General features: G+C 46.9%; 9 protein-coding genes. 5 read left to right on the forward strand and 4 right to left on the reverse strand.

Annotation, left to right across the window (positions count from 1 at the left end):
• Positions 1–27: 27 nt before the first annotated feature.
• Both J3369_RS02645 and J3369_RS02650 read left to right on the forward strand, forming a co-directional pair.
• Positions 28–537: an HAD family hydrolase gene (locus J3369_RS02645; protein WP_349583499.1), complete on the forward strand. Its 510-nt coding sequence runs from the start codon at positions 28–30 to the stop codon at positions 535–537.
• Positions 538–814: 277 nt separating this feature from the next.
• Positions 815–4,732, forward strand: a complete 3,918-nt coding sequence (locus tag J3369_RS02650) for an ATP-binding protein (protein ID WP_349583502.1) — start codon at positions 815–817, stop codon at positions 4,730–4,732.
• Between the two features lie 28 nt (positions 4,733–4,760).
• On the opposite strand, the gene J3369_RS02655 is transcribed toward J3369_RS02650, so the two are convergent.
• Complete coding sequence (locus J3369_RS02655) at positions 4,761–5,681, reverse strand: LysR family transcriptional regulator (RefSeq protein WP_349583505.1); 921 nt, start codon at positions 5,679–5,681, stop codon at positions 4,761–4,763.
• A gap of 112 nt (positions 5,682–5,793) precedes the next feature.
• Here J3369_RS02655 and J3369_RS02660 point away from each other — a divergent pair, with 112 nt between their 5' ends.
• From J3369_RS02660 to J3369_RS02670, 3 genes are all read left to right on the forward strand, one after another.
• Positions 5,794–6,390: a glutathione S-transferase family protein gene (locus tag J3369_RS02660; protein ID WP_349583508.1), complete on the forward strand. Its 597-nt coding sequence runs from the start codon at positions 5,794–5,796 to the stop codon at positions 6,388–6,390.
• A gap of 321 nt (positions 6,391–6,711) precedes the next feature.
• Positions 6,712–7,998 (forward strand): ammonium transporter, encoded by a 1,287-nt coding sequence (locus tag J3369_RS02665; protein WP_349583511.1) that lies wholly within the window; start codon positions 6,712–6,714, stop codon positions 7,996–7,998.
• Positions 7,999–8,200: 202 nt separating this feature from the next.
• The gene (locus J3369_RS02670) at positions 8,201–8,944 is read left to right on the forward strand and encodes a sugar-binding protein (RefSeq protein ID WP_349583514.1); all 744 of its coding nucleotides are present in this window, start codon (positions 8,201–8,203) and stop codon (positions 8,942–8,944) included.
• Between the two features lie 30 nt (positions 8,945–8,974).
• Here J3369_RS02670 and J3369_RS02675 read toward each other — a convergent pair whose 3' ends face one another.
• The 3 genes from J3369_RS02675 to J3369_RS02685 form a co-directional block, all read right to left on the reverse strand.
• Positions 8,975–9,658: a chemotaxis protein CheB gene (locus J3369_RS02675; protein ID WP_349583517.1), complete on the reverse strand. Its 684-nt coding sequence runs from the start codon at positions 9,656–9,658 to the stop codon at positions 8,975–8,977.
• Entirely contained in the window at positions 9,642–13,310 is a 3,669-nt protein-coding gene (locus J3369_RS02680; protein ID WP_349583520.1) for a CheR family methyltransferase, read from the reverse strand. The genes J3369_RS02675 and J3369_RS02680 overlap by 17 nt, the downstream gene beginning before the upstream one ends.
• Positions 13,311–13,396: 86 nt before the next feature.
• The gene (locus J3369_RS02685) at positions 13,397–14,569 is read right to left on the reverse strand and encodes a flagellar assembly protein T N-terminal domain-containing protein (protein WP_303575236.1); all 1,173 of its coding nucleotides are present in this window, start codon (positions 14,567–14,569) and stop codon (positions 13,397–13,399) included.
• Positions 14,570–14,571 lie beyond the last annotated feature (2 nt).

Consider the following 14,571-nt stretch of genomic DNA (forward strand, 5'->3'; position numbering starts at 1 on the left):
TGCCTGGCAACAAAGGGGAGAAAAGAGATGAAGTTAGATTTGACGAATGTCAGCGGAGTGATATTTGATTTAGACGGTACGCTGGTGGAGTCTGTCCTCGACTTTTCTCAAATGCGCCGCGAAATTGGATGCCCTGCCAGCGAAGATATCCTTACCTTTATCGATAACCTGCCTGATGAAACCTCAAGATCATCGGCACATCAGGTCATTCTGGATCACGAAATGGCCGATGCAGAGAATGCGAAATGGTTGCCGGCAGGAAAATCCATGGTAGATGCCGTCATCAGAGCTGATTTGCCCGTTGCTATTGTTACCCGCAACTGCAAACAGGCCACAGCGCTTAAAATCAGCAACAATCAAATCCCCATTTCAACCGTACTCACCCGCGAATGCGCCCCTGCCAAGCCAGATCCCACCGCACTACTTATGATTGCCGGGCAATGGCAGATAGCCCCCGCACATATTCTTTATGTGGGAGACTATATCTACGATCAGCAAGCCGCGGAAAATGCGGGCATGCAGTGGTTGTTGGTTTAATCTAAACTTGAAGGGTAAACAGGTAACTTAGGCGGAGCCTTTGGTATTACGGCCGAAGTCTGCTCCATCGTATTTGTCTCCGGTAACGTTCCTCCACTGATAAACTCCAAAACATCGGCATTACCCAACTCATCCGATGCGTTAATTTTATACAATATTTCCATTGTAATCTTCTCCATGTTTATGATTAATATAAATAAGAACTCGTTAAAAGCGTGATAATTATCTCGTTTTTTTAAAACAACGGATTGTCTTAAAAGGTCATGGAGTGTCCAAAATGAAGTTTTTTGGTGTATTTGTCCTATTTTGTATATTAAACGTCTCATTAAGTGTAATTGCTTCCGGTTTCCAGTCTGAACTTGACTATTCCTACGAATCTCCTGACCTGACCATAGGTATTCCCTCTGCGATAATTGTATCGGAAGACGGTGTCTGGACCGGTGGTGAGAATGGGTTAATGGATATAAGGGCCGGAGAATTATTAAAATTCTCAAAGGCAAAAAATAGTGCAGGGATATTATCGACATGGGTAACTGATATCGACCGCCTGGATAATCGCTATTTGCTCATAAGTGTTTATGGAAATGGCTTGTACTTAATGGATACAAGTAGCAACGAAGTAAGGCCTGTTAACACATCAAGTATTAAGAACAGAGGTTTTTGGAAAACAGATATCGGCCGCGACAAAATCATCGTTAGTACACTCTCTAACATCCACATTTACGATATTGCGACAATGCAGGAGAGTTCAAATTTAAGGGGTAAAGGAATTGTCATTGGTGACCAGGTCGTTGATTTGGCAGTAGACGATGCATCAGACGGAATATGGTGGATTGACAGAGATGAAGGACTTTTTTTCTATTCTTTTGCTAGCGAATCGTGGGCACAATTTAATCTCTCAATCGAACCTTCTCAAAAACTGCATACACTGACCATTGACGAAGAACACCTGTACGTTGGCGCAGATAGTGGTGTGCTTATTTTTAATAAGATGACAAAAGGTGTGAGATTAGTCAGTTCCAGAAATATCCCCGACGAGGATTCACAACCAGTCCGTTCAATTTTCATCGATCAGAATGAGAAGATATGGGTGGCAGCAGAAAATTTATATTATCTGGATTCGAAACAGGAACAACTAATAGCACACGAATTTTTGCAAGCTGAAAATGAACTTCTTATAGTCACAGATATGGCTGAAGACAGATATGGGAATTTGTTTGCAGTTGATACAACCCATGGCCTGGTTGTCCTCTCTGACTTAATCACATCCATCTCCACTACGAACCTGCCATTCACCGGGCAGGAGGTAATGTCTGTAGAATCCATGACTAATTCAGATATTCTGCTTTTAAGAAATAATTCTCAAGTTGCTGTTACGAGCATTTCAGAAGATAGCGAAATGGAGAATACTATTTTCCAGGTTGAAAGGAGAAGGGTGCTCTATGGTCATGAGGCTGTATATCTGTTTGATGAAGAGTTTAACCTTTACCCGTTAGATAAAGAAGTAACTGAAAGCCATTCCCCTTCCGGTATATCAGGAAAAATCGACGAAGTAGTTTTTAAGAGTGTTTTAGAGGCATTTGAGGTAGGCGGGATAATCTACGCGCGGGTTCAGGATTCAGAAGGGAACAAGTTACTTAATCTCAGCCACGGCTACAAAGAAGTATTACCTTATTTCATTTCAAATATACGAAGAACAACCAATGATTCTTTGATCCTGACCGTCGACGGAGTGGGGATTTTCGAGATTTCAGGTAACTCCGGAATAAAGCAAATTGACTTCGGAATATCTCACCAGTATCAGGTTTATACATCTATTTATTCTGATGATGAAAGTTTGCTGATCGGTACATCAGGGAACGGATTCCTCTTTAAGGATTTAACGTCAGGAGACGCCGGGATAAAAAATTCCGGCCCCGGATTCATTCGTGATGTTGTTTCTTTGGATAAATACTGGCTTGTAGCTGCAAACAACGGATTATTCGCTATTGGTAAAGAGCATGGAGAAAACATTTTTATAGGAAAGAGCTTTGGAATTACCGATTCAGACTTTCAGTTTGACGGAATCGAGGTAACGAAGAACTTCATCTTAGTAAGGGGTGACAAGCAAAGCAATTTGCTTGAAAAAAATAGCTTTTTGGAAAATCTGAAGCAACTCAGTCAGAAAAAGCACAACATCGATACATCAAAGATAAAAATTGAAATTGCTGATAGTTCTGTGGAAACCCTGGGTAGCGAAAAGGGGATCTCCACTGTAGAAGACAGTTTTACAATTGGTCTTCCTGCGACAAATTATGTTGCCAGAGGTTTGCTCAGCTACGAATACAAATTGACGGGCAGAGATTCCGACTGGATCAAATTAGCTCCGGAAGAAAGAATAATTACTTTAAGCGAGCTTCCTGTCGATAGTTACTCGCTGAAGATCCGCATCCACGACCCCAGAAGCCATGTAGAGCAGCCTGTTACTACTATCCCACTAAATGTACTTCCACCGTGGTGGCGCACGTGGCAGGCAATGATAGTCTATCTGGTGATAGTTATTATTGGTCTTTATCTCGCTTACAGAAGCTATTTGAAACGAGTTGATGAACAGGGGGCTATGCTTACAACGCTGGTAGAAGAGAAAAATAGTGTCATTCAGGATACCAACCAGTTTATGCAGCGGATGCTGCGGAATAAACAACGTGCCATGGCGAATTTGTCACACGAAATCCGTACACCACTCACGCTTATACTCGGGCCTTTGAAGGAAGTGCTGGAAGCGCCGGATTCAGACAAAACGGTGGAGCGGATTGAGCTCGCTACGCGAAATGCAGACCGGATCAGTGTGCTGGTTGACCAGATGCTGGAACTGGAAAAACTGGAATACATCAAGACTCTGCCTCCCCAGCATTATGAACTGGATCATGATATGCCCCGCATCATGTTTGACTTAAAAGCATACGCGGCGCTGAAAAAACACCAGTTAACATGGCAGTGCTCTGGCCAGAAGCGAATTACGTTATTCACTGACAGTCTCGAAAAAATTCTCAGTAACCTGGTCTCCAACGCAGTGAAATATACACCTGAAGGCGGAAAGATCGGCGTATCGGTAAAACAGCGGCAGTTACAGCTGGTCATCGAAGTCAGTGACAACGGAGCCGGCATGACTGAAGAGCAGGTGGATAAGATTTTCGACCGTTACACCCGTCTGGAAAATGAAGCCGAAGGTACCGGTGTGGGTCTGGCGCTGGTGAAGGAACTTGTTATTGCTAACGGCGGGCATATTAAAGTGGAATCTGAGCCCGGAGCCGGCTCCTGTTTTACCGTATTTTTGCCTGTGACGGGATCAACAACAAAATCGCAGGCCATGGCGAAGGAGGTGAAAGAGAACCCGGCACGTCATTACAACATCGATCGTGAACTGGCGGGTGAAGGAAAAGTCATTCTGGTAGTGGATGATAATGAGGAATTGCGCACCTATATCCGGGACTTACTGGGAGGCGTTTATCGTTGTCTGATGGCATCGAATGGCAAAGAAGCGCTGGATATCGTTGCCAGAGCAAAGCCTGATCTTGTTCTGACTGACTATAAAATGCCGGTTATGGATGGTCTGGCTTTCGCAAAAGCTCTGCGCAGAGATGACTCTCTGGCAAAAGTGCCGCTAATTTTCATGTCTGCCTTTGGCGATCCTAAAAGTATACGGCTGGCACTTGAAGCCGGTGCCGACAGCTATATGACCAAGCCGGTTGAGAAACCGCTGTTGCTATCCAGAATAAGTAATTTATTTGAACGCTACCAACCTGTGGAGTCGGAGGTGACTGAACATGTCACAGAAGAACCAGAGGACGAATTACCCGAATTTGAAAATGAGCAGGGGCAGCGGTTCTATTTTAAAGCACTGGAATTAATGGAAAAACACTATGGAGATGAAGATTTCACAAAACCGGTGTTCGCTGAAATGATGGCGGTCAGTGACAGGCATCTTCAGCGCTTGTTCCAGTCGTCTTTTGACAAGCCATTCAATGCCGTGATCAGAGAATTCAGGCTTGAAAAAGCCAGAGGCATGCTGGAAGAGGGGATGCAAATTACCCAGATTTCTTACGATACAGGATTTGCTTCACCTTCCCATTTCAGCCGGGCTTTCAAAGACGTTTACCATACAACGCCGTCGAAATATCAAAAAGAGCACTATCACTTCAAACGAAAGGCGTAGAAGCGGGGGAAGCTTACCATCCGGTCTTTTATCGCTCTTTCCCCGATTCAGCTATTTGAATCAAATCCTGTTGCAACGGCCCTGTCAGCCAGTCTGTCATCGTCCGCAGTCGTTTCGTTTGCAGCTTTACCGGCGCATAGAGTAAGTGTACCGGCAGCGGGTGAGGCTCATAATCCGGAAGTACAATAACCAGTTTGCCTGCCTGCACCAGTTCCGCTACCTGATAGTGCAAAAAGCGGCAAAATCCCACGCCACTGACACAAGCTTCTAACGCTGCATCCACCTGATTTGTGGTAAGACGACTACTGAGGGCAGTCTTCTGACTCTTCCCGCCTTTTGTGAACATCCATTCTGACGGGCTTTCCAGCACCCTTAAATGAATTGCCGGCAAGCCGTTGAGTGATTCCGGTGACAATACGGACTGATGGGCAGACAGAAATGCAGGGCTGGCACAAAGCACATGGCGCATGGTGCCCAGTTGTCTGGCAACCAGATTATGATTACCGGTGCGTCCTATCCTTACTGCTACGTCCACGCCTTCACTGAGCATATCCACCGGCCGGTCCAGCAGTAGTAAATCTACCTGCATTTTCGGATACCGTGACAGATACTGGCTGATCTTTGGCATGACATGGCGTTTACCGAAGGTGACCGGTGCCGTCACAGTGACTTTTCCCTGAGGTTCCGTTTGCCGGTCTGTCAGGCGACTCTCAGCTTCTGTGACTTCGGCCAGTATTGTCTGACAGCGGGTGTAGTATTCGCGCCCCTCATCAGTAATGACAATACTGCGTGTAGTGCGGTGAAATAACCGCACTTCGAGATGATTTTCAAGGGCCGCCAGAGTGCGTACTACGGATGTCAGAGATGTGTTCAGGTGCTCTGCTGCCCCGGTCAGGCTGCCCTTGTCTGCGATGGTCACAAACACCTGCATGGCTTTAAACTTGTCCATAACCCTTCTATTAGTGCGAAAAACGGTTTACTGAAATTAACTATCGCATCTTTATTGCGATATGCATACGGTTTAACGTGAAACAAATCGTTAACAACGTGGTGGAAAACGCATGAAGCTTTATGATTTGGAATTATCAGGAAACTGTTACAAAGTGAGATTATTCGCGGCTCTGGCGAACATTGAACTGAATATTGTGCCGGTGGATTTCATTAATGGTGAACACAAAAGTGACGCTATGCTTGCCCTGAACCCCTGGGGCGAAATTCCGGTGCTGACAGACGGCGATATTACGCTCAGAGATGCTCAGGCCATCCTTATTTATCTCGCCCGCAAGCACGACCTTGAAAGCTGGTTGCCGGCAGATGCTCAGGGTATGGCAGAAGTGCAGCAATGGTTGTCAGTGGCGTCAAACGAAATACAGCATGGTCCGAACGCCGCACGGCTGGTAGATAAATTTGGTTATGCGCTGGATAAAGCCACCACGCTGAATACCTCTGAACGCATATTAACGTTACTTGAACAGCGTTTGTCAGTGCACGACTGGCTGGCGCTGGAGCGTCCGACAATAGCCGATTGCGCGGTAATGCCTTACGTGGCGCTGGCCCCTGAAGGTGGTGTGAGTTTATCAGATTACCCTGCTGTGAACCGCTGGATTGCACGTATCAAAGAATTGCCGGGGTTTGAACCTATGCCCGGTGTTGAATAATTCCCCGCTGTCATGCTGCGCCTGTCATAAGGTGCAGCGTCTTACTCTGATGTCCTGCCTGATTATTGAACGAAAACGCAGTAAACCATAAAGAATTGCTTAACAGTGCATAAATATTCAGTAATTTAGACTTTTTACTAATACGAAGGTCAGGTATATTTTTGATAAAAATGCGTCTCGCAAAAAATAAAAGCAATAAGCGCGACAAGGAGGCGTTTCCGGTCCGGTAATCCGGCACGGGGTTGCAACCTACGATATGGAAATAAAAGACGCCACAAAGGCGCGATAAATCCAAACTCATTAAAAAATCAGGACAACATTATGCGTAACTGGCTTTTAGCTGTTGCTTTACTCTTGCCGTGCCCGGTATTTGCTCAGGCGTCTGCCGATACGGGCGATACCGCCTGGATCCTCACTTCAACTGCACTGGTACTGTTTATGACATTACCGGGGTTATCTTTCTTCTATGCTGGCCTGGTACGCAGTAAAAACGTGCTGTCGGTACTGATGCAATGTTTTGCTATTGCCTGCGGCGCATCGCTTATCTGGCTGATTGCCGGTTACAGCCTGGCGTTTGGTGAAGGAAACAGCTTCATCGGCGACTTCTCAAAAATGTTCTTAGATGGCGTGACGAAAGACAGTTTGTCCGGCACCATCCCTGAAGCATTATTTTTTATGTTCCAGCTCACATTTGCGGTTATTACACCTGCGCTGATGGTGGGTGGCTTTGCCGAGCGTATGAAGTTCTCTTCCGTACTGATATTTGCGCTGGTGTGGCTGGTACTGGTTTATCTGCCAGTTTGTCACTGGGTATGGGGCGGCGGCTGGCTGGCTGAAATGGGACTGCTGGACTTTGCCGGTGGTACCGTTGTCCACATTACTGCAGGTGTGGGTGCGCTGGTGGCTGCACTGGTGATTGGAAACCGTACCGGCTATGGCAGTGCTTCCATGATCCCTCATAACCTGACGATGACTGTAGGTGGCGCAGGTATGTTATGGGTAGGCTGGTTCGGCTTTAACGGTGGTAGTGCTGTGGCTGCTAACGGTGATGCTGCAATGGCGATGCTGGTGACTCATATCAGTGCGGCAGCAGGCTCGCTGGCATGGATGACACTGGAATGGAAAAAATACGGTAAGCCTTCTGTACTGGGTATTGTCACCGGTATGGTTGCCGGACTGGGTACAATTACACCTGCTTCCGGATTCGTCGGCCCGGCGGCCGGTCTGGTTATCGGTTTATCAGCCGGTGTGATTTGTTTCTACTGCACGAACCTGATCAAACAGAAATGGAAAATCGACGATTCTCTTGACGTTTTCCCTGTGCACGGTGTTGGCGGCATTCTGGGAACGTTCCTTGCCGGGATTTTCTGCTCGCCGGATTTAGGGCTGTTCAGCGGCTATGGTTTCGGTGGCGACAACACCAGTATTTCAGAGCAGTTAACCGTGCAGGTGATTGGTATTGTGGCGGTATTTGCTTACACAGCCGTGGTCTCCTGGTTACTGCTTAAAGTGGTATCTGTAATGACTAACGGTCTGCGTGTGGATATGGAAACCGAGCAGAAAGGTCTGGATATCTCCAGCCACGAAGAGCGCGGATATAATCTATAATCCCGCTACTTTACAGCAAACGGACGCCGCGTTATGACACGCGGCGTTTTTGTATCTTCACAAAGAATGCTGGTTACAACAGTCCTCCTTAATCGTAAAAGAGAAATCCGTCTGATCAGGGGTTCACATTATGTGCTCAGCGTGTAAAAATTCTGTGAATGTTATCGGTAACGTTAAGCGTATTTTCCACAAAGGAACCAGTATGTATAAAAAATTACTCACCGCAGGGGCGTTAAGCTTCAGCTTACTTTCTCCTGTTGCCATGGCGATGGATGCCACATTTGCCAAAAATGGTGTCACTGTAAATGGTGCCGGTGATGATGCTGTGTGGCAGGAAGCACAATGGCATCCGCTTGAGCATTTGATGGTAGGAAGCATGCCATCAAAAGAAGATTTTTCCGGTCGTTTTAAACTGGCATGGGACGAAGGCAAGCTCTATCTGCTGGTGGAAATTGTGGATGATATTCTTATTGATACCCATCCGGATCCAAAGGATAAATATTGGGATGATGATTGCCTGGAAGTGTTCATAGACGAAGATGCATCAGGCGGTGATCACCAGTACAGTTATAATGCGTTTGCCTATCACATTGCGCTTGATGGCAATGCTGCTGACTTTGGTGACGAGAATGATGGTAATGGCGTGGTGTTGCTGAACGACCATGTGGAAAGTGAATGGCATCGCGATGAATCATCGCCGTATACCATTACCTGGGAAGTGGCGATTGATATTTATGATGATTCATTCAGTACCGCTAAGCCGGGCGTCCCGCTGTCATTAGAAGAAGGTAAGATAATGGGGTTTATGCTGGCGTACTGCGATAACGACGGCAGCCCTGAGCGTGAACACTTTGTGGGTTCGCATGAAATTACGCCGGTTAACGGTGACAAGAACCTGGGTTTCATTGATGCTTCGGTGTTTGGCAAAATTACGCTGGTGAAGTAATCAGTTAAAAGAGGTAGCAGCGACGTGCTGCTACTTCAGTTTCTTTTTCAGTTCTTTTGCAACCTTTGCCGATTCAATGGCTATACTTTCCTGATCGTCAAAATGAGGATGACGGGTAAGCTCACACATTAGTTTCGGGATGTCTTTCAACGGCAGCACATGTGACGGATGGTCGTTCATAACAGCATTCAGCGGCAGGTAGGGCGCATACGCATCTTCCGGTGACTGTGCCACGGTGATACCGCCCTGTGCCGATGTTTCCCGTAAACCCTGAACACCGTCGTCCAGATTCCCGGTAAGCAATATGGCAACTGTTCTGTCGGTATACTCCCGAGCGGCAGATTTAAACATTACATCGATGGCAGGACGCCAGTAAGACTCATCAGGGGTTTCATAAAACTTAATACGGTTGTCCTCCACCCCTATGTGAAGGTTATCCGGAGGCAGATAGATATGACCTGATCTGACAACCTCTCCTTCAACAGCGTTTTCCACGGTTAACCGGGTTTTTGCCTGCAATACCATGCGCATATCACCGGCTTTTATATCGCTGTTCTTTATCCGGTGTAACAACAGGAAAACAGGAGCAGGAAAGTCGTCAGGCAGATTTTCCACAAGATGAATAAACGCCTTAACGCCACCTAATGAGGCACCGATAAAAAATACCGGACTGACCTCAGGGTATCTGAGCACGCTATCAACTTGATTTTCCATCCAAATATTTCTCCAGCAAGCCATGAAGTTTAGCTATTTCTACGGGCTTAGGAAGAAAATCGCTCATTCCGGCCTGTTTGCAGCGGTTGATGATGTCCTGATGAACATGGGCCGATACTGCTACAACACGGATATTCTGAAGCTTGTCACCGGGGAGTTTTTTAAACTCTTCGAAAAAGGTAAAGCCATCCATTTCGTCCATCTGCAAATCCAGCAAAATAAGTGCATAAGTGCTGTCTTTCACTGCATTGAGGCCTTCTGTACCATTTCGGGCTACATCGTACTGCACGCCCAGTTCATCCAGGTAAGACGACAAAATGAAAATATTGGCTTCGTTATCTTCGATAATAAGTACCCTATGGTCGCCTGTATTGCGAAGCTTAAGCTGGCTCACCGGTACATTTGTGACGGCTTCCCTGACCACCTTGGGCGTTTGCATGGGCAGATTTATTGTAAAGGTAGTGCCTTTGCCTTCTTCACTTTCAACGTCGATGCTGCCGGCCATCAGGCTGACCAGTTCTTTGACAATAGACAGCCCGAGGCCGGAGCCGCCGAAGCGTCTGGCGATGCTGGAATCTGCCTGCGTGAACTTATCGAATATTTGTTTGATATGTTGTTCAGACATACCAATTCCGGTATCTGAAACTTGCAGAACCAGTTGATAAACCGGTTTGTCCCAGTGACCTTTAGCAATGATCTTGATTGTGCCGTTTTCAGTGAACTTAATAGCATTTGAAAGCAGGTTAGTGACGATTTGCTGAATTCTTAGCGGGTCGCCAATAAACGTGTCTGGCAGATCTTTGTCGAAAACAGCCGAAATCTTGCGGTCGCTGTTCACATTATCCATGGAATACAAGTCAATGAGATCGCGGATGATGGCTTTAGGCGAAAATTCCGTATATTCCAGTGACAGCTGCCCGGATTCCAGCTTGGCAAAATCCAGCAAGTCGTTGAGTAGATCCCGTAACTTCTTCGTAGCGTTATCGAGAATTTTGAGCAGCCTGGCCCGCTTTTCTTCATTATCAATTTGCAGGCCGAATACTTCATTTACACCCACAATAGCGTTGAGAGGTGTACGAATTTCGTGGCTGACATTAGCCAGAAACTCTGTCTTCGCCAGGTTGGCTTTCTGAGCCTGTTCCCGTTTCAGATCCAGCTCTTTTTGCTGATGCACCAGTTCGGTATTGTCGATGAAACTGAGGATCGCGCCTTCAATCGACTGGTTAGTCGCGTAGTAGGGGGTGATGTGCACCCAGAAATGTTTGTCTTTATATTCTGCCTGGATGGTTTGAGTACCGGCAGTAGACGCCACTTTTTTGATGACTTTATGCAGATCAAAGCTCTCGAACCGCTCCTGAAGACGCTCGGCGAAGTGTTCCAGATCCGTTGTTAAAGAGAAGAACTTTCGGGCAGCCAGGTTTGACCTGACAGCATTCGAATCACTGTCTACACATACCAGCGGGAATTGCAGTGAATTCTTAATATTAACCAGTTGATTCGTCACCTGCTCCAGTGAGGTGGTTTTGTCATTTAACTGATCGTTCATCGTCACTAATTCTTCATTAGTGGACTGTAGCTCTTCGTTAGTGGTTTCCAGTTCCTCGTTAGAAGACTGCAGCTCTTCATTGGACGATTGCAGTTCTTCGTTCATGGACTGCAATTCTTCGTTAGATGTCTCCAGTTCTTCCACTACGGTCTGAATGTGCTCCCGCGCCATTGAAAGTTCGTCTTCCAACTCTTTAATGCGTTCTGACGATTCGTCATGAATTTCCTGACTTGCCGGCTTCTGTACATCAGCTGTTTTGTTAAAACAGACAAGCAGGAACTTCTCATCCTGTTCTTCTATTTGTACCGGCAGCACCTTCATTCGTACCTCGCAAGGTTCACCGTCGATGGTCAGGCGGCGCAACTGACTTTCAGACTGCTTTTTGGTCCGCGTCACTTTGTATACCAGAGGCCGGATTTCATGGCGGAACATTTCAATGACAATCTCGCTTAAGTTAAACGAGGGTTTGCCTTTGGGAAATTTAATATAGTGGGCGCTGTTACCGTATATATGCTCAACGTCCAGGTTATCGTTAATTAATACACAGGCATCGCCGAGTTGCTCTACCAGAGCATCCGGTAAGCTGGGCGGCCGCGAAGTGTCTGTAACGCGCTGAGGCAACTCTCCGATAGATACAGATGACTTACCGCTTAAATGGAACCGTTGCGGATTAAACGAAGTAACGCTGCGCTTCTGGAAAATTTTGTCCTGAGAGTTCACAGAACGGAATATATCCGTTACCTGTGACGTGCTTTCAGATTTTCCTAAGAACAGGTGACCGCGTTCACGCAAGGCGTAATGGAAAATACGGTAAACCTTCTTCTGTAACTCCTGATCGAAGTAAATCAGCAAGTTGCGGCAAGTGATCATGTCGATGCGCAGGAAGGGAGGATCATCAATAATATTATGACCGGAGAAGAGAATGATGCGTTTGAGTTCATCTATAACCTCATAGGCATTTCCTTTCTTTTTAAAGTATTTCTCTTTGTATTCTTTCGGCACATCCGCCATGGAAGCTTCGCTGTAAAGACCCCGTCTGGCGACAGCCAGTGCATCGGTATCTACATCTGAAGCAAATATCTGGTGCTCTTCGCTGCTGATTTTATCCGGCCCGCCAAGGGCTTCTGACAGCATGATGGCCAGACTGTAAGCTTCTTCACCGGTAGCACAGCCAACCACCCATAAGCGAACCGGCTCGCCGGAGGATTTACCTGATGTAATGTCCTCAAGAACAGGCGCCAGTTGACTGAACGTTGCCGGGTCGCGGAAAAAGTTGGTCACGGAGATAAGGATATCTTTATACAGCATCCGTACTTCTTCTGAATCGTGATTCAGCAGTTCCACGTAGTCGTTGAATTCGTCCACTTTCCTGGCCAGCATTCTGCGCTCAATGCGTCGCTGTAGCGTCGCCTTTTTATAATGTTTGAACGACACGCCGCACTGCTTCCTGACAATATTGACCAGGTCGATGAACTTGTCCTGTACCTCATCGGCTTCAATTTTTACTCGGAGTTCCTGAGGCAGTTTGGTGCTGAGATCTTTAAGATGTTTGCCGATACCGGACGGGCCCAGACAAAAATCCACACACCCGGTGTCAATTGCCGACCGGGGCATACCGTCGTAACCTGCAGTCTTTGTATCCTGCGCGTAGGTGATGCCTCCATTGGCTCTGATCATCTTAATGCCATGAGCGCCGTCAGTCCCCGTGCCTGACAAAATCACTCCAACCGCATGCTCTTTTTTCGCTTCAGCCAGCGAAACAAAAAGTGCATTGACTGAAGGTTTGGCTAGTGAGTTGGTTTCCTTATCTGACAAAAACAGTTTATCGCCCTGAACGGTGACGTCATATTTAGGTGGAGTGACATGAATGACGTTAGGTTGGGCAACCATTCCGTTGGTAACGGTTTTAACTTTCAGCCGGGTATTACGCTGAACCAGTTCAGTCAGTTTGCTATCGTGTTTAGGAGACAGGTGCTGGGCGACGATATAAATCATATTTGAATCGCCGGGGAGCTCCTCACACAGATTTTGTATGGGTTCCAGTCCACCCGCTGAGGCACCAATACCTACCCAAAAATAACGCTGTTCAGGTGACGGAGATTGCATCTAACCAACTTGAAGATAAAGAAATATTGTTCTCATCTTATCATTTAGTCTAACGAGATCCATCAAAACTGGTGTTGGATTATGGTTTACGGAGCAGGGGCGGGCATCACAAGGTCATACAGGTCCGCCAGCGCAGGAGACTGCGCTGCAGCACTCTTTAGCAGCGCCGCATGAGGGTTCACTTCTGCAACGGTAAACAGCACATCGCCCAGTGTATTTTGCATGGCAAGGCCGGTGTAGGTTGTTCTGCTTAACGTGCGCTTTTTCAGCAGGGCGAAGGTGTCTCCGACGACCACGCCGTCTGCACTGCCCATACCAATCACCAGTTCACCTGACAGTTTGTCGACAACCTGCGTTACGGTGGCCTCGCAGGTAATGATACTGGTAATGTCGGACACGGCAGCATTCACTGTGTTCAGCGCCACACGGCCAAAGTCGCCGCGCCAGAACAGGCTGTTATTGGTATCTACACTTTGTCCTTCCGGGTAGCTCCAGTCCGCTTCGGCATGGTAGCTTTCCTGAAACAACAGGGAGTTTCTGAAGGCATCAACAACATACACATCCAGGGTGAAATTTCGCCGTCTGGATACATCATCATCGTCTTCAATGTTGATTTGTTCGAACAGGCTGATGTCGCGGATATAGCCAAACACAATGAACTGCCGCCCCTGGGTCTGTGCCAGGTAGGAGGCTTTGTCATAAATAATCTGCGGCGTCAGTGAGTTAAATGCGCTGGTGGAGGCAAACGCCTTATCCAGCAACTGCACATTGAGTTGCTGTTGCTGGCGGATTAACTGTTGCTCCAGCCGTTTACTGATTTGGTGGCCAAAGTCATAAATATCGCCGTGGGCAGCCTGTCTGGGTCGTAATAACTGAAATTGTGTCACCAGTACAGAACGGCTGTACTTGTCACTGTCACAGGCAAAAATAGGTGTGATATTCACTTTGACGGAAACAGTGAGGTAGCCGTCCTCTAATGTTTCATCGATGATTTCGACCCGCTGAATACGTCCTGTGGAGTGGATTTCGGCCTTGCTGCTGATGAGCAGTCCGTTTAAAACCACATCTTCAGCCGTAATGAGGCTGCCTGATTTAAAGGATGCATCGGCGATAGCATTTTTTATGGCCATAATGCGAACATCGTCCAGCGGTGCATTTTTAACTGCCAGCTTCGCTTCGCCCTGTACCCATTCTGCATAGACGGGACAAGAAAGCATCACCATCGCAACGATGGCAAATAAACAGCGGATTAAATACATAC

This window comes from Alteromonas sp. NFXS44 (assembly GCF_040148705.1).
In the GTDB taxonomy this organism is placed as follows: domain Bacteria; phylum Pseudomonadota; class Gammaproteobacteria; order Enterobacterales; family Alteromonadaceae; genus Alteromonas.

Coding starts and splice junctions, on each gene's coding strand:
- J3369_RS02660 (WP_349583508.1), top strand. CDS start 5,794: ATGAAGCTTTATGATTTGGAATTATCAGGAAACTGTTACAAAGTGAGA.
- J3369_RS02670 (WP_349583514.1), top strand. CDS start 8,201: ATGTATAAAAAATTACTCACCGCAGGGGCGTTAAGCTTCAGCTTACTT.
- J3369_RS02675 (WP_349583517.1), bottom strand. CDS start 9,658: ATGGAAAATCAAGTTGATAGCGTGCTCAGATACCCTGAGGTCAGTCCG.
- J3369_RS02655 (WP_349583505.1), bottom strand. CDS start 5,681: ATGGACAAGTTTAAAGCCATGCAGGTGTTTGTGACCATCGCAGACAAG.
- J3369_RS02680 (WP_349583520.1), bottom strand. CDS start 13,310: ATGCAATCTCCGTCACCTGAACAGCGTTATTTTTGGGTAGGTATTGGT.
- J3369_RS02645 (WP_349583499.1), top strand. CDS start 28: ATGAAGTTAGATTTGACGAATGTCAGCGGAGTGATATTTGATTTAGAC.
- J3369_RS02650 (WP_349583502.1), top strand. CDS start 815: ATGAAGTTTTTTGGTGTATTTGTCCTATTTTGTATATTAAACGTCTCA.
- J3369_RS02665 (WP_349583511.1), top strand. CDS start 6,712: ATGCGTAACTGGCTTTTAGCTGTTGCTTTACTCTTGCCGTGCCCGGTA.
- J3369_RS02685 (WP_303575236.1), bottom strand. CDS start 14,569: ATGTATTTAATCCGCTGTTTATTTGCCATCGTTGCGATGGTGATGCTT.